Genomic DNA, 15,265 nt, shown 5'->3' on the forward strand with positions numbered 1-15,265 from the left:
TTCCTGTTTTAATATCAATTATGACGCACTCCTACTTCCCTTTCTTTCTCCGAGACCAACCTGTTCCCGGAGTACACGATTTTCACCTTTAAGCATATTGATTTCAGCTTTAAGCTCTTCCACTAATGAAGAATTTTCAGCAATACTATCAGGCAAAGAAGACTTTAGCATTTCACCTTCACCTCTCAATAGCCATTCAGCAGATAAATCATCGTACAGAAGAAGAAATTCCTTTGCTCTATCTACGGTAATACTCTTAGCTTTGGTTAGAGCCCCAACTCCCCATTTAAGCTCACGTTCTGCCGCTGTTGGCGAAACACCCTTATATCCAAGATATTCTTGAATTTTCTCTTTGACTGTCTTCTCCATTTCGTTAATTATTGTTATTAAAGGAATATATTCTTCTATATCTCTTTAATAAAAAGAATATATTCCTTTATATTTGCATCCGTAATCAACAACCAACCGATTGAGTAAACCTCAACGGAATAGTTAATTCGCAAATTTAATAAACCTTTTTTAATATGGCATATTTTAGACACAGAATTTTGTACGAAAAAGGCGTGATACCCCAATTGGCTAAACGCTTCAATGTATCAGAGAACACAGTGCGTTATGCACTCCGCTTTGCAACCGAAGGGGAACAACCCGACTTAATACGTAAGGTAGCTCTTGAAGAATATGGATGTGCATTGTCACAGAAACCATTAACTATTAAGAGGTAACACGTACATTCTCTCCATATAATAAAAACATAAAAATCATGGATCTGAATAAAATTTCCCGAATCCTCTGCATAATCCTTACAGTTGTAGGGGCATTTGCAATGTTAGGAATTGCAGGTCGGCAGGACTACAATCAAGAAGTCCTCTATACAATGCCGCAAGAAGCATATGAGCAAATCGTGCTTTTACTTGGTGATGATGCTACGGACACAGACATCGTTCGTACATATATGAATAATAAGCAATACTATGACAATCTTAGCTATTGAGTATATGGAAATTCAATTTATTGATAAATCTGTGACATTTGATACGTTCGTTACAAGCGTAGCAGCCAAACTTGCATCCTTTATAAAAGAGGATACGGACGATAAACCCTATATCTCACAGAATGAGGCCTTCCGGATATTCGGGAAAGGTAATGTACTTCGTTGGTATAAACAAGGAAAAATCCAGCCGTGCAAAAGGCCTGGGAAAATAGAATATCCTACAGCCAGACTTAGGGAACTCTCTCGAACGGTTCAAGATTACTTTGATAAATAGGTCGAGTTTCCCGGCCACTTCTTCTTTAGCTCAGTGGTAGAGCAGCGCGTTTCATTTTGTTGTTTGTCTCGTGTTTAAAGGTTAGTTGATTTTCATCGCGCAGGTCACCGGTTCGAATCCGGTAAGAAGAACAATATAAAATGATATAGGCAGTGTGATTTGCAAGGTTTCAGTCGTGCCCACCTAAAAAACTGATATACATAGCAGATGCTGAGTTGAGGGCGATAAAAGAGTAGCCTAAACGCTTTATGTAGAAGTCTCAAAACGCTTCTATCATAATGAACTTGTAGAGGTATATCAGAGTAGTAAGTATGACTTTTAAATCATCATTCAGTTGGTGTTCTACAATATATAAATATAAAAAAGAAAGCCCCCGTGTTCTTCGGAGCACGGGGGTACATGGAAAGCTGGCAGAGTGGTCTATCGCACCTGTTTGCTAAACAGGTTAACCAAAAGGTTACAGGGGTTCGAATCCCTTGCTTTCCGCAGTCTTGTATCAATGAACGCACCACTTTCGGAAATTTGAGGTCGTTATGGGAGCAACCAATATTATGAAAGAAAGTAGTAGATTGAGAGAGTATGGTAAAACCCATATAAGTCCAAAGGGTATCAATCGAGGTGGATTCCTGCAAAATCATGCAGCAGTTGACGGTGACGACATGGCGGTTCATGATGTTGACAGTCCGGAATAGACGGACATACGGGCGGTTATGTATATCGTGGCTGAAACTACGGTGAGGTGCACCAATATCCGTGAGGCCGGTTCGACTCCGGCACCGTCCACAAGCCTTTAGGATGGATGAAGCAGAAGTAGTGATCCCAAAGCTCATTTTGTTACGGGCTGCCCGGTATTTATTCCGGCTGACACGACGGAAAGACGCCGAAAAACAACATGAGTGTCACTATGAAGTAGCTGAAGTCGTGTGTTTTGCTCCGGGGAACTGCCCCGGAGCTTTTGTAGACATTTGGACATGAATTATATAGTATTCGGTTTCAAGATCCTTTGTTAACCAAAGTGTCTGTTTATGTAGTAATATGCTCTTTCGGTCTGTGAAGATAGAAGGCAATCTTTTAATAAATTCATGATATAAATTTTAGATTTATAGCCCCGCTTTTGGTATGTGAATATCGAAGCGGTTTTTAAACAGTATTCCCTAACCAGTTTTATATATAACCTCTCCCCGCCCCGTCTATGATTCGGGTTCGTAAGTGTTGCAACTTGGCGGGGAGCAATAATCCGTGAGGACGAGTTAGTTGGTATGAAAGGTAGAAAACTCTTTGTTAGCCTAATCATTACGATTACTAAATTGCACCGGTCTTGTTCGTGAGAATAGGAACCGGTTTTATCTGAATAATTGCCATCTATATATAATCAGGAAGCCGTATATCCTACTAAGCGTAGCCGTCCCGTAAGGAACATCGGGAGCCCGAAGAACTTCGGGCTTTCTTAATGATCTTATAACTATTCCTAAATATAACAATCATGAATTTACTAATTAAAGAAACTGTCTTACAGCGCATCATGCGTAAGACAGGACGAAAGCCGTGTCAGTGCAAATGTTCACTATGTAAAGAACAATGCCACACACCTTGTCTTGGAACACCTGAAGACATTGAAAAAATCATTGATGCCGGATACGGGGACAAGTTAGAAATCACCTATTGGGCTGTGGGTATCATTATGGGAGTTACCAAAAACGTCATTCCCATGCTACAAGCAAAAGCCGGCAATGAATACTGTGTATTTTTTAACAATGGACTATGCCAACTCCATGACAAAGGCCTTAAACCTACCGAAGGTAAACTCTCCCATCATTCTACCCGAATAGATAATTTCAAAGCTTCAAAGAGTATAGCTTGGAATGTTGCCAAGGAATGGATCAACGAAGAGAATGGCGAAGCAATCGAACGAATATTAACTAAGTACTTATCATTATGAAAACAATTGAAATGAAAACATTAAGGGTTAAAACGATTTTTGAGTCCGTTGGAGAGAAAGTCGAATCCGGTAAAATAACAATAAGAGAAGCTGCTATCATACTACACAAAGCCGGATGGACTAATTATATAGATATTGACATAACTAAGAAATTGCTTGGTTTAAATTAATTCAATATTGAAATAAATATGAAACAAATAGAATTTGAAAAACTACAGAACGGGAACAAAGTATCTCATAAACATTTTGGAGTATGTACCATAGTTGATTATATTTCTGACTTTGGTCCCGTTCTATCTCCTGATACAAAAGAAGGAAAAATTGCTTTATATCGCATGAGTGGAGTCGATGCCCCACTTCTTGAAACAAGTAACAGGCTGATTCAGATGATTAACGAATAACAAAAATAGAAAGGAACTATTATGGCATGGTTAGCAGTAAACAGAAATGGGGAGGAGTTAGTATTTAATGATCTCCCTACTTATGACAGAGCAGAAGATACATGGAAGGTTAATGGAACAAGAGAAGAGCTTGTTTATGATGATCCGTATGATTTTTCAGCTGGGCATCATTGGGAAGAAGTGAATGATAGTGACTATGGTGTCACACTTCCCGAAGGGACAATTGAGAAAATTATAGGCAATCAGTTGTCGTTCGCGGACGATCCGGTAGAAATATGCTAATTACAATAAAGATATGAACATCGGATTAGTAGACGTAGATGGCCATAACTTCCCCAACCTGGCACTTATGAAGTTATCCGCCTGGCACAAACAGCAAGGAGACGCCGTGGAGTGGTACTCTGGCATTGAGTACTACGACCGTGTGTATATGAGCAAGGTCTTTGCCTTCTCCCCTGACGATAGAAGAGTTGTGCAAGCAGATGAAGTGTGTAAAGGCGGTTCCGGATATAAGATGTTCGACCAATGGTTGCCGAGCGAGATTGAGCATATTTGTCCTGACTATTCTCTCTATCCCACACACACAGAAGCCTACGGATTCCTTACCCGTGGCTGCATCAATAAGTGTTCCTTTTGTATCGTCCCCCGGAAAGAAGGGACTATCCGCAAGCACGCGGATATATCGGAGTTCTTGGATGGCCGGAAGTCTGCTATTCTGATGGATAACAATGTCATCGCATCAGACTGGGGGGTGCAACAGATTGAGAAGATTGCCTCCATGAAGTTAAAAGTCGATTTCAACCAGGGCATTGATTGCCGACTTATCGCAAGGGATAAGAACATAGCTAAGTTGTTGGCCCGTGTGTCGTGGATAAGACACTTGCGCATGGCCTACGACAGTTCGTCGATTACGGATGAAGTGGTCACAGCAATAGCCTATCTGAAAGAAGCCGGTGTATCGGCGCATAGGCTCTTCTTCTATATGCTTGTGAAGGATGGGCAGATTGAGGATGCAGAAAAGAGGGCTTTACTTCTTGATTCTTTGGGATGTACACCGTTCGCCATGTCTTACCGAGACTTAGATAAGAATACTCCAGTTTCGGACGAACAACACCGCTTCGCATGGTGGTGCAACCAACGGCAGGCATTTAAAAGTTGCCAGTTCAAAGACTTTAATCCTACAACAAGAGGAAAAGAAATATTAACCCAGCCAAGTTTATTTGGCTAATAACAAGATAGTAATGAAAACATTGAAAGAGAAAGGTATTACTCTTCAAAATGAAGGTATGACCACAATTAATAGTCTATTTCATATCGCTTCCATGAGTGAAATGGATAGCTTTCTGGAAAACATGGATTTTGGAGATTTCCATTCGTTTATGCCATCTCTTACCAAAAGAGAATATGACAGTTATGAAGGTTCTTTAAATGAACTGCTTTTTGACCACGATAAGTTTGGTTTCTTGGCAGAATGTAGTTTTAATATTCCTCAAAAGTTCTCTTTTCGAGAAGATGGCAGCTTTCAGTCCTGTTCTAATTCCTGCTCCTTCTATCCATTCTATGTCTATGCTGAAAGTATGGATGAATTGCTTGATAAGGTTATTGAGGAAGACGAAAGGATGTTTGAAAAAGAAGCTAATAAAGCCCGGAAAGAAATGGGTATTGCATTACAGTAACCCTCAAAACAGATTAGAAAGGAATCAAATGAACCTGCAATCTAAGATAGAATACTCCATCGCTTTGCTTCGCAAATGTGAACAGATGGCACTTGACTACGACCCGGATAACGGCTTTTATTTAGCCTTCTCCGGCGGCAAGGATAGTCAAGTCCTCTACCATCTTGCGGTAATGGCAGGAGTGAAATTCAAGGCTCACATGAACCTTACGAGCATTGACCCTCCGGACGTTATTCGATTTGTGAAGAGGAATTACCCAGACGTGGAACTGATAAAGCCTAAAATGTCTATTTATGACATGGCTCTAAAAAAGCATATTATTCCTACACGAACGATGCGCTGGTGTTGTGCTGAATTTAAAGAAATGTCCGGTGCAGGAAAAGTTACTCTAATAGGGATAAGGAAACAAGAAAGTGCAAGACGTTCCAAACGTGAAGAGATAGAGTTGAGTGGTCATAAATTTAGTGGGAACTTCGACCAGTTTTCAGAACATAAAGAGAAAATGGTTACATGCGTCAATGGAAAAGATAAGATTCTTGTCTCGCCTATTCTTTACTGGACTGAACGTGAAGTTTGGCAGTTTCTTAACTCAAATAATATACCGCACTGCAAATTATACGATGAAGGCTATAAGCGTATTGGATGTATTCTTTGCCCGATGTCTAACTACAAACAGAAGCTAAAAGACTGCCAGCGTTTTCCTCATGTGAAGCGAAAGTGGATACAAACAATTCAAAAACTGATTGATGCGGGATATCTCAATCGTAACTTCACCGATGCTGAATTTGGTTTTAATTGGTGGATAAGTGATAAAAGTTTCAATCAATATTATGCAGACGTGATGCTGCAACAGAAAATAGAGTTTAACGTATAAAAAAATATAAATGAATATGGAATCAAAATTTAAAGTAGGTGACAGAGTGAGAATATTAGATTGTCCAGTCATGCCGGATGTAGTAGGAAAGTCAGGTGTAATAAGACATAGGCAAGGTGATTTATATCGTGTTGAAGTCGATGGTAAAGTCATCCCAGACTATGCTTTGGAAGCTGATATAGAACTTATACCAGATAACCCTTTTGCGGAAAGCAATGAACTTATTTCCAGATTATTAAAGGAAAATAATTTGGAAATAATGCATTTGGAAATGTACCTCGATACGCAAAATATTGTGTGCGTGGAAAGAACTACCTATGATGCGATGTGCTATAAGGACACAGCTTTAAAGGCTTTTCTCGAATGTGAGGGATATGATGAATTTGAGCGTGAAATTAACTCTTAACTGATAAGAAAAGGAATCAAATGAGAATAGAAACAAAATTCACGCCCGGTCAAAAGGTTTGGGCTATTTATAACAATAAAGTGCAGGAATTTATGGTAGAAACAGTTGAAGTTACCTCTCACTTTAATTATGATACCAATAAACCTTACGAACCGTCTTCCAAGTATAAACTACGTGTAGGAGAAAGTGCTGGACACAGGGTGGAAGTTTATGAATTTGAATTAGAGAGAAGCTATGCTTTATCTAAAGAAGAACTATAAAAATCACTCTAACCAATAAATTATGGAAACAAAAATTTTTCTTTTAGCCCTTAAAAAGAGCGTGAAGCGCAAAGGTATAACCTATTGCATAGGCGTATACAAATTAGGAACTCCAAACATGGAATTCGTTTTAGGAGAAACTGATAATAATCAAGAATACAAAGCAGGTAATGCAGTATCATACATCTACAATGCTGATTATACAAATAATCTACAAAATGCGTTAGACTGGCTGAATAATGCAAAATAGTAATTCACCAAGTAACAGAGTAAATATAGTATAGATTCTTAAGGCATTTCTTGTAATGCGTTTATTCATGATTAGTTTAGGGCGGCATCACGGGTTGGTGCTGCCTTTTTACTTTTCATGAAACTCACAATTCAATTATAAATAATCAAAAAACTTACATCATGAGTAACATTCTTCTTACTGTCGAAGAGATTAATCAAATGAATCCTCTCGACATCGTGCAATCAGCATCAGTAAAACAACGTTTTATTCAAATCTACGACACTCTTTGGGGTGAAGGCACAGGCGAAGCAGCCTATGAGCGAGAAAGCATTCATTTCAACCGTTTCCTTTCTGACAACAAGAAAGTCTGCGATGCCGTAACACGTTTCTCCATCTTCACCGCCTTTATCGACCTGGCAGTCTGTGGTCTGTCTGTCGAGCCGGGTGTTCGTGCTCTTTGTTATCTACAAGGGCGCAACACCAAAATCGGGAAAAACGAAAAAGGCTTTGACATCTATGAGCCTCGCTTAACACTAACTATTTCGGGGTATGGTGAACTGGTTCTTCGCGCCCGTTCCGGACAAATCAAGTATGCCGACAATCCCGTTATCGTCTATGAAGAAGATACTTTTTCGTTTTCCGATACAGATGGACGCAAATCTGTTAGATATACCTGCAATCTACCTCACAAATCAAAGAAAGTAATCGCTTGCTTTCTTCGTATTACCCGTACAGATGGTTCGATTGATTATTCTGTAATGTTTGAAGAAGACTGGTCCCGCCTGTCTGATTACTCGGCAAAGCAAAACCGATACTTTGACCGCGATCATCGTCAATGGGTAGAGAAAGGTCCTAATGAACTATACAAGTCTAATGAAGGTAGCATTGATACGGGTTTTCTCATAGCCAAGTGTATCAAACACGCCTTCAAAACCTACCCCAAAGTAAGAATAGGCAAAGGAACCGAACTTGCAACTGAACAGGAAGCCCCCACTCCAAGCATTGATGACCTCTATGGTGTGGATAAAACAGCGGAACAGCCAAATCCGGAACCTCAATCATTCGGTCCTGAGAAAGACACTTCTACCGGTGTTAGCTTTAACCCGGAAGAATCCAACAGTACAGACGATGGCGCATTTTAATGTTACAACCTTATAATATTATATAGTCATGAGTAATGAATTAGTAAAACAGGAAAATGTAGAAATGATTGTGAAGAATGCTCCACAATCCTACAACGAAAATCAAATCTCACATGATCGTTGCATTGAAACAGGCAAGAAATTACTGGCTGATATCCAAGCAGCGGGAGGAATGAATGATGAACTCGATCAACGTGCAACCGAATTTATCAACCGTGCACGGAATACTGTTAAGAAGATGAATGATAAACGCTCACCGGTTACGAAGTTATTCGATGAAATACGTACAGTCTTCACCAGCATGGAAAATGACGTTGATCCTACTAAGGCGGAATCTGTTCCTGGAAAACTGCAAAAAATGCGTAATGACTACGCTGCAAAAAAGAGAGCCGAAGCTGAAGCCCGCCGTCGTGAAGAAGCACTTCGCCAACAAATCGAAGCTGCAAAGAATAGATACCGTCTTGCAGTGGAAGAAGACTACCAGCAATCTTTCAATCGTATGCTAAATGCAAGTTTCAATGAACTGACAACGCTAAACAATAATATTACGCTGGAGAACTTCTCCCAGCAAGAAAAAGCTATAAGAAACTTCCCTGTCACGTTGTCCGAAGACAAAATCACATTACTTCCTTCTGGTGCAATGATCCCGGCAGAACTAAGTGCAAACGATTCTCTAGGAATACGGAGAGAGGTAATGACTAGATTACTTCCAAAGTTCCGAGAACAGTACCGTTTTGACATTGGCGAAAATCGTGACAACATATTGTTTATGCTACCTTCCAAGAAAAAAGAGTTGGAAGCCATCTCGCAAGCTTCTGCTGAGGAAGCTCGCAGACGTGAAGAAGAAATGAAACTCCGTGAAGCTGAGGAAGCTCGCAGACGTGAAGAAGAACGTTTGCGCAAAGAAGAGGAAGAGAGAAATAGGCTTAAAGTACAACAACAGCAAAACGAAATGGCAGGACTATTCTCGCAAGCTGCTGTAGCAACTCCTTCCTATCAGCCTAAATTACAAGTCAAAAAAAAGATAGTAATTAACAGTCCTCTTGGTTTTCTTGACATAATAAACTTATGGTGGACTACTGAAGGATGTAAGCTCACTGTTGATGAATTAAGCAAGAAATTCAAATCACAAGTAACCCACTGTGAAAAGCTTGCCAATGATAAGACAGACCCTCATTTCATTCAATCCACATACATAAGCTATGAGGATGAAGTCAAAGCTAAATAAAGTATGAATCATAATCCAGATGAATATTACAATCGTCGTGAGGTCAGTAACAGTGACCTCACGGAATTGAAGAATCTGCTTCACCCACGGCAACAATTTGGAGACAAAGAAGCTGCATTCCGTTTTGGATCACTCGTAGATGCTATTATCACAGAACCGGCCCGGGTCAATGTATATCGATACACTGTAGATGATGTACAATATACGGCCGATGAATTTGGGCTCGCACGCGAAATGTACAAATCCCTGCAAATGGAAGCTCGCAAAGATGAATTTCTCACCAAAGTTTTGGAGCTGTCCGACACACAGCGGTTCATGGTTAATAGAGCACAACAGTTTGAATACGGGAGTTTTCCATTTACTCTTGACACACGTTGTAAATGGGATTGGTTTTTATCCGCATGCAATTTCGGTGGCGACCTTAAAACCACATTTGCTACTTCACAAAAACAATTTGATGAAGCCGTGGATTTCTTCGATTGGGATCGCTCTCGCGCCTGGTATATGGATATTGCTAACAGTAATCTCGATTTCATTTATGCAATTTCTAAAAAGAACTGCCTCGTATTCAAGAAACATATTAACCGTGGTGATGCCATATATATCCGTGGACGAGAGAAATATGAAGAACTGGCATTCCAATACTGGTGTCTCAATCTTGCAAATTAACAATGAAAATATATTGCCGTGTTACAGACCTAGGTCTTGTACCAATGTATGATTCTGACTATGACGAAAAGAAACGACTAAAAATAGGTGATACTGTTCTATGCGATATTAAGAAACCACGTAACTATGAGTTTCATAAAAAGTTTTTCGCATTGGTACGTCTCACTTACGACAATCTTCCGGAACATCTACATGAAGCCTTAAACATCTACAGCGAGGAAGATATGCGTACCTACCTAAAGATGGACCTTGGGCTCTACTCAATTGTTCGTCATGGTTTTCGTGAGTATATAAATCCTCAGAGTATATCTTTCGCTGCAATGGATGAAACAGAATTTGAACGTTTCTATCACCGTTGTATAGATATCATCCTAAGACTCTATCTCCGTGGTACAGACCGGCAAGATTTACTTGATGAAATAGAACGTTTTAAATAATCAAAACAATATCATGAAAGTAGGTGAATATCATTATGCTCTACATGGGCGTCATTTCCGCATATATCAATGTGATTACTCAGACGGGAAAGTAACAACCTCAAAATCCGTTGCCAACGAACCTAATTATAATAACCGTGAAGCTGCACGCAAAAGGGTGTATGAACTGAATGGCTGGAATTACAAACCCAAAGAACTGAGATAGGTATGGAAGTAATCAAACATCAACTCAAAATCACCCCCTACCCCTATCAACTGGAAGGAATAATTCAAGGGTTGAAGTGGAAACGCCTTTTCATTGGTGATGAACCGGGATTAGGAAAGACATTACAGTCTATAGGAATCATTAATGCCGCTAGCGCCTACCCTGCACTTGTCATTTGTCCTTCCTCTCTTAAAATTAACTGGCAACGGGAAGTAGAGAAATTTACTAATAAGAAAGCAATTGTTCTTGATAATGCCAATCGTACCACATGGCCGTATCTTCTACAAATGAAGATGTTCCATGTTGCTGTTGTCAATTACGAGAGCCTGCGCAAATACTTTGTCTGGGATATCAAAGGTGGTAAATCCTTTCGTCTGAAAGATGTTGTTTTTTGCCCACAAATATCTATGTTTCGGAGCATAATCATTGATGAAAGCCATCGTGTAAAAGATGCTTCTACCCAACAAACCAAATTCGTTAAAGGAATATGTACCGGAAAAGAATGGATAATACTTCTGTCCGGTACTCCTGTTGTTAATCGTCCTTCTGACCTTGTAGCCCAACTCTCCATTATGGATCGCTTAAATGAATTTGGTGGCAAGGGGCAGTTTCTGCTTGATTATGCACAAGGAGAAAAAGCCGCTTCTAATCTTGAACAATTAAGCCAGGAACTATTTAGTCGTTGCCTCATTCGACGGGAGAAATCCAAGGTGCTCACTCAACTACCCGATAAGACACGAGTGGACCTCTATGTAGATATATCTAATCGCGAAGAGTATGATACTGCAGCCGAAGACCTTGCCAAATATCTGCGTGAGTATAAGCAGTGTCCTGAAGGAGAAATCCGACGCAAGATGCGCATGGAAGCCCTCGTTAAGTTTATGACCCTACGTTCCATTTCCGCAAAGGGAAAAGTTGCACAAGCAATAGACTTTGTACAGGTGTTCCTTGAGAGTGGAAAGAAACTGATTCTTTTCTGTTCGTTACATGATATTGTCGACGCACTTAAGAAATCCTTCCCTCGTGCTGTAAGTGTTACAGGGCGCGACAGTTCCATCATGAAACAAGCTGCTGTCGACGCTTTCCAGCAACGTGAAGATATGCAGCTTATCATCTGTTCCATCAAAGCCGCCGGTGTGGGACTTACCCTCACAGCATCCAGTAATGTAGCATTCATAGAATTCCCTTGGACATATGCGGACTGTACGCAATGCGAAGACCGTGCGCACCGTATCGGACAAAAGGATAATGTAACCTGCTACTACCTGTTAGGGCGAGGTACAATCGACCACCGTCTCTATGGCATCATCCACGACAAGAAAGCCATAGCCAATAAAATAATGGCTGCCGATGATGACATACCCACTGACCAGCTTTATTTCAACGAACTGGCCACGGCATTCATGCAGTCCTATGAAAAAGATACCGCTTAAAGCATCCTCTCAACGGGCTATCGTGGAAGCCCTTGCATACTTTATTGAAAAGAATATTGATAACCCCGAAATGACACAGTTCACCCTTCGCCCTTTCCGTATAGCGCAAAGCGAAATGAAGCGTGCCATGGAGGATAAAAAGAAAAACAAATAATGATACACACATGGTTTGAATGTAAAGTCCGTTACGAGAAAGTAATGGAAAACGGAATGAACAAGAAGGTTACAGAACCTTATTTGGTGGACGCACTCAGCTTTACGGAAGCGGAAGCACGCATCATTGAAGAAATGACACCGTTTATTTCAGGCGAATTTACAGTATCAGACATCAAACGTGCCAACTATAGCGAATTATTCCCCAGTGAAGAAGAGGCCGCCGACCGCTGGTTCAAGTGCAAACTAGTCTTTATTACTCTGGATGAAAAGAGTGGTGCCGAAAAGAGAACATCTACTCAGGTGTTAGTGCAAGCAGCCGATCTACGTGACGCTGTTAAAAAGCTGGATGAAGGCATGAAAGGTACGATGGCTGATTATATCATTGCATCAGTATCTGAAACACCTCTTATGGATGTATATCCATATGCAGAACGTCCGGAACATCTTGATAGTATAGCTGAAGCTGCAAATTCTCCTGTTGTAAGCCATTTCATCACCTCTTTGCCTGATAACTGCAGGACTTCAATCACAGTAGCCGGCAAGGCTGTTATCATTGATAAAACCGGGCGTAATACCCGTGTTATCCCTGATAATTCGGAAGAGATTCCAAAAGGAAAGAAAAAGCCGGGTGCTAAAGAATCAGGTAAGGTTGAAGAGAAATAGCCATGACCTATGATGAGTTTTTAGAGCAGGAACGTAACCGGCCCTCTCGTAAGAAGCCAGCTGATCTTGAGCATCAAATTCAATGCGCCTGCATAGACTGGTTTCGTTTAGCCTACCCTAAGCTGCAAAGTCTTCTTTTTGCTGTTCCTAATGGTGGCAGACGTGATAAGGTGACCGGTGGTAAGCTGAAAGCTGAAGGTGCCCTTGCAGGTGTTGCTGATTTGATACTGCTTATTCCCAGGAATGGGTATGCTTCACTTTGTATCGAAATGAAAACACCTAACGGCATTCAGCGTGATTCTCAAAAACTCTGGCAGAAGGAAGTTGAAGCGGTAGGAAACAAATATGTTATCTGCCGTTCTCTTGAAGACTTCATACATGAAATAAAAGAATATTTGAATAACATGTAATCAATGGATAAACAAAAGGCAATACGTTGTATTGATTGTCGCAAGAGGCGATTAATACAATGGGGAAATACCCCTATAATCTCAGAATGTAAACGGTCTGGACGACGGTTAGTAGCAGACTCCAAAAGATTCTGCATTCACTTTGAACTAACCAAGTGTCCGCCAATAATTGAGCATTTTAAAACCTACACAGATGGCTAATTCAACAGGTCTCGACTATTTTTCATTTAACGTTGATTTCTTCGATGATGACAAGTTAGCACTTATAGAAGGTGAATTTGGCATAAAGGGAGCCTACATTGCTATTCGCTTGCTCTGCAAAATATATAAAGAAGGTTATTACTACCAATGGGGTGATGACGAGTGTTTGCTTTTCTCGCGGAAAGTGGGTGCCGGCATTGCTTCGGACTTGGTGAAAGAAGTTGTAAAGGGGTTGGTCAAACGTTCCTTTTTTGATAAAGGGGTTTTTGAAAGGTTCCAGATATTAACTTCTCGTGGTATACAAAGCCGCTATTTTGAAGCAGTCAAGCGTCGCCAATGCGTTGAAGCCCGACGTGATTTTTTGCTTATCGATGTATCGAAATTCCCTAATGTGCACATTTTAGAGGAAAATGTAAACATTGATAAGACAAATGCAGACATTTCACCACAAAGTAAACTAAAAGAAAGTATACTAAAAGAAACTCCTCCTCAAACTCCCCCTCACGGGGGCGCTTCGTCGGCCGGAGGAGGAAGAACAACTTCGTCTCCTCCTTTAGAAAAACACTTTGATATTAAATCAGCATTAAGAGGAAAACCTGGCGTAAATGAGAATGATGTATGGGAAGCTATGCGTCTGACCGAAAACGGGAAAGAATCATCATTTGGTTTGAGTCTCGTCAAGCAATGGTTAGATGCTCCTTCCATGTGCAACTTCTATGAAATCCTACAGAAGTTACAAGGAATGGAACGGGCCGGACAAATAAAAGTTATGTCCCATGAAAATTACTTCACTTATGTCTTCTTGCTGGTAAACCTCACACAATCTGATGCTGATTCAGTACGATTGTATATTAAGGATCCCAGATTATTCGAAGAGTGTAAGAAGCTAATTGTCGAAATCAAAAAAGGCGGCATTAACCAACCAGGCAAATTTTTGCTCAAGAAACTACGTGAATGCCAAAAAGTTATCAATAAACAAAATCTTAAATAATATGAGTGGAAAAGATGTATTAAGGCTATTACTTATCAGTTACGGTTTTTGCCGTAATATTGAGATAAGTACTTATATTGGAGATGGTGGATGGATTGGTTACGAAGTATCGGCCAGTAATGACGATGGCATTGAATACTATGCAGTAGATTGTGAAGGTTTACTTTTTCATATATACGAGATACAGCAATTTATGAGAGATGAAAATATTGAACCTCGTTCAATGCTTGGAAACTTTAGCAACAAAAATCTTCTTTCAGATGAGTATTTAAATAAGCTACTGAATATGTCAGAGAATAAAAATTATTGTAAAACAAACCCTTATGAATAGGCGTAAAACTATAAAATAATGAATAAGACTATGGATGAAAAACAGAAAAGAATACTTCAATACTCTGCTATGCTCACAGCACAGATTTTTGAGATGTTTCAAGAAGAAGACTGTGAAAATTACTTAGGTGACAGAGAAGTGAATAGTGTTGAATTTGGAATGGCATTAATGCACGCAAATTGTCGGATTTTCAAAACACTGTTTGGAGAAACAAACGTAAATCTATTAGAGGCAAGCCACATGTGTAATAGTCTTGCAGTTGAGTATCTGATGCAATATGGCAAGATATCCAAGCCGGGTGATGAAGAGTCCGATGATGAATAACCCTCAATACAATAAAAAA

General features: G+C 40.1%; 26 protein-coding genes and 3 tRNA genes. 28 read left to right on the forward strand and 1 reads right to left on the reverse strand.

The features are described 5' to 3' along the window. Window positions 1–18 precede the first annotated feature (18 nt). Window positions 19–369, reverse strand: a complete 351-nt coding sequence (locus tag VYM24_RS19590) for a hypothetical protein (protein WP_330940698.1) — start codon at window positions 367–369, stop codon at window positions 19–21. A 155-nt stretch (window positions 370–524) separates the two neighbouring features. Here VYM24_RS19590 and VYM24_RS19595 point away from each other — a divergent pair, with 155 nt between their 5' ends. The 28 genes from VYM24_RS19595 to VYM24_RS19730 all read left to right on the forward strand — a co-directional run bounded on the left by VYM24_RS19595 (window position 525) and on the right by VYM24_RS19730 (window position 15,246). Then, complete coding sequence (locus VYM24_RS19595; protein WP_330940699.1) at window positions 525–725, forward strand: hypothetical protein; 201 nt, start codon at window positions 525–527, stop codon at window positions 723–725. Window positions 726–763: 38 nt separating this feature from the next. After that, complete coding sequence (locus VYM24_RS19600) at window positions 764–994, forward strand: hypothetical protein (protein ID WP_330940700.1); 231 nt, start codon at window positions 764–766, stop codon at window positions 992–994. Further along, window positions 975–1,268 (forward strand): hypothetical protein, encoded by a 294-nt coding sequence (locus VYM24_RS19605; RefSeq protein WP_330940701.1) that lies wholly within the window; start codon window positions 975–977, stop codon window positions 1,266–1,268. The genes VYM24_RS19600 and VYM24_RS19605 overlap by 20 nt, the downstream gene beginning before the upstream one ends. 19 nt (window positions 1,269–1,287) lie before the next feature. Next, window positions 1,288–1,399 (forward strand) — tRNA-OTHER (locus VYM24_RS19610). A gap of 270 nt (window positions 1,400–1,669) precedes the next feature. After that, window positions 1,670–1,754, forward strand: a tRNA-Ser gene (locus VYM24_RS19615). Window positions 1,755–1,970: 216 nt separating this feature from the next. Further along, window positions 1,971–2,051 (forward strand) — tRNA-OTHER (locus VYM24_RS19620). 700 nt (window positions 2,052–2,751) lie between these two features. Next, complete coding sequence (locus VYM24_RS19625) at window positions 2,752–3,207, forward strand: hypothetical protein (RefSeq protein ID WP_044270368.1); 456 nt, start codon at window positions 2,752–2,754, stop codon at window positions 3,205–3,207. Then, window positions 3,204–3,377 carry a hypothetical protein gene (locus VYM24_RS19630; protein ID WP_330940702.1) on the forward strand — a complete coding sequence of 58 codons (174 nt, stop codon included), beginning with the start codon at window positions 3,204–3,206 and terminating at the stop codon, window positions 3,375–3,377. The genes VYM24_RS19625 and VYM24_RS19630 overlap by 4 nt, the downstream gene beginning before the upstream one ends. 18 nt (window positions 3,378–3,395) lie before the next feature. Beyond that, window positions 3,396–3,608, forward strand: a complete 213-nt coding sequence (locus VYM24_RS19635) for a hypothetical protein (protein WP_330940703.1) — start codon at window positions 3,396–3,398, stop codon at window positions 3,606–3,608. Window positions 3,609–3,629: 21 nt separating this feature from the next. Next, window positions 3,630–3,890, forward strand: a complete 261-nt coding sequence (locus VYM24_RS19640; protein ID WP_330940704.1) for a hypothetical protein — start codon at window positions 3,630–3,632, stop codon at window positions 3,888–3,890. 13 nt (window positions 3,891–3,903) lie between these two features. Continuing rightward, entirely contained in the window at window positions 3,904–4,836 is a 933-nt protein-coding gene (locus VYM24_RS19645; protein ID WP_330940705.1) for a radical SAM protein, read from the forward strand. 13 nt (window positions 4,837–4,849) lie between these two features. Further along, window positions 4,850–5,284, forward strand: coding sequence for a hypothetical protein (locus VYM24_RS19650; RefSeq protein WP_330940706.1), 435 nt, complete (start codon window positions 4,850–4,852; stop codon window positions 5,282–5,284). 28 nt (window positions 5,285–5,312) lie between these two features. Continuing rightward, complete coding sequence (locus tag VYM24_RS19655) at window positions 5,313–6,158, forward strand: phosphoadenosine phosphosulfate reductase family protein (RefSeq protein WP_330940707.1); 846 nt, start codon at window positions 5,313–5,315, stop codon at window positions 6,156–6,158. 16 nt (window positions 6,159–6,174) lie between these two features. Continuing rightward, complete coding sequence (locus tag VYM24_RS19660; RefSeq protein ID WP_227073084.1) at window positions 6,175–6,564, forward strand: nitrile hydratase subunit beta; 390 nt, start codon at window positions 6,175–6,177, stop codon at window positions 6,562–6,564. A gap of 20 nt (window positions 6,565–6,584) precedes the next feature. After that, complete coding sequence (locus VYM24_RS19665; protein ID WP_330940708.1) at window positions 6,585–6,824, forward strand: hypothetical protein; 240 nt, start codon at window positions 6,585–6,587, stop codon at window positions 6,822–6,824. Window positions 6,825–6,846: 22 nt separating this feature from the next. Continuing rightward, a complete protein-coding gene (locus VYM24_RS19670) occupies window positions 6,847–7,074 on the forward strand; it encodes a hypothetical protein (RefSeq protein WP_330940709.1) in 228 nt (75 codons plus the stop codon). Between the two features lie 161 nt (window positions 7,075–7,235). Next, a complete protein-coding gene (locus VYM24_RS19675) occupies window positions 7,236–8,198 on the forward strand; it encodes a recombinase RecT (RefSeq protein WP_060408226.1) in 963 nt (320 codons plus the stop codon). A gap of 28 nt (window positions 8,199–8,226) precedes the next feature. Then, window positions 8,227–9,426, forward strand: a complete 1,200-nt coding sequence (locus VYM24_RS19680; protein WP_330940710.1) for a hypothetical protein — start codon at window positions 8,227–8,229, stop codon at window positions 9,424–9,426. Window positions 9,427–9,429: 3 nt separating this feature from the next. Further along, on the forward strand, window positions 9,430–10,095 hold the full coding sequence (locus VYM24_RS19685; protein WP_330940711.1) for a hypothetical protein: 666 nt from the start codon (window positions 9,430–9,432) through the stop codon (window positions 10,093–10,095). Between the two features lie 44 nt (window positions 10,096–10,139). After that, entirely contained in the window at window positions 10,140–10,532 is a 393-nt protein-coding gene (locus tag VYM24_RS19690) for a DUF1367 family protein (RefSeq protein ID WP_425286612.1), read from the forward strand. A gap of 13 nt (window positions 10,533–10,545) precedes the next feature. Then, entirely contained in the window at window positions 10,546–10,737 is a 192-nt protein-coding gene (locus VYM24_RS19695; protein WP_330940713.1) for a hypothetical protein, read from the forward strand. A gap of 2 nt (window positions 10,738–10,739) precedes the next feature. Further along, window positions 10,740–12,170 carry a DEAD/DEAH box helicase gene (locus tag VYM24_RS19700; RefSeq protein ID WP_060408221.1) on the forward strand — a complete coding sequence of 477 codons (1,431 nt, stop codon included), beginning with the start codon at window positions 10,740–10,742 and terminating at the stop codon, window positions 12,168–12,170. Continuing rightward, a complete protein-coding gene (locus VYM24_RS19705; RefSeq protein ID WP_165602131.1) occupies window positions 12,151–12,324 on the forward strand; it encodes a hypothetical protein in 174 nt (57 codons plus the stop codon). Before VYM24_RS19700 ends, VYM24_RS19705 begins: the two co-directional genes overlap by 20 nt. Next, the gene (locus VYM24_RS19710) at window positions 12,324–12,989 is read left to right on the forward strand and encodes a DUF4494 domain-containing protein (RefSeq protein WP_330940714.1); all 666 of its coding nucleotides are present in this window, start codon (window positions 12,324–12,326) and stop codon (window positions 12,987–12,989) included. The genes VYM24_RS19705 and VYM24_RS19710 overlap by 1 nt, the downstream gene beginning before the upstream one ends. 2 nt (window positions 12,990–12,991) lie before the next feature. Then, the gene (locus VYM24_RS19715; RefSeq protein ID WP_330940715.1) at window positions 12,992–13,399 is read left to right on the forward strand and encodes a VRR-NUC domain-containing protein; all 408 of its coding nucleotides are present in this window, start codon (window positions 12,992–12,994) and stop codon (window positions 13,397–13,399) included. 193 nt (window positions 13,400–13,592) lie between these two features. Then, a complete protein-coding gene (locus VYM24_RS19720; RefSeq protein WP_330940716.1) occupies window positions 13,593–14,591 on the forward strand; it encodes a DUF4373 domain-containing protein in 999 nt (332 codons plus the stop codon). A 1-nt stretch (window position 14,592) separates the two neighbouring features. After that, window positions 14,593–14,922 carry a hypothetical protein gene (locus tag VYM24_RS19725; protein ID WP_330940717.1) on the forward strand — a complete coding sequence of 110 codons (330 nt, stop codon included), beginning with the start codon at window positions 14,593–14,595 and terminating at the stop codon, window positions 14,920–14,922. Window positions 14,923–14,952: 30 nt separating this feature from the next. Further along, window positions 14,953–15,246 (forward strand): hypothetical protein, encoded by a 294-nt coding sequence (locus tag VYM24_RS19730; RefSeq protein WP_330940718.1) that lies wholly within the window; start codon window positions 14,953–14,955, stop codon window positions 15,244–15,246. The last annotated feature ends 19 nt before the right edge of the window (window positions 15,247–15,265 follow it).

Source organism: Bacteroides sp. MSB163 (assembly GCF_036416795.1).
In the GTDB taxonomy this organism is placed as follows: Bacteria; Bacteroidota; Bacteroidia; order Bacteroidales; family Bacteroidaceae; genus Bacteroides; species Bacteroides maternus.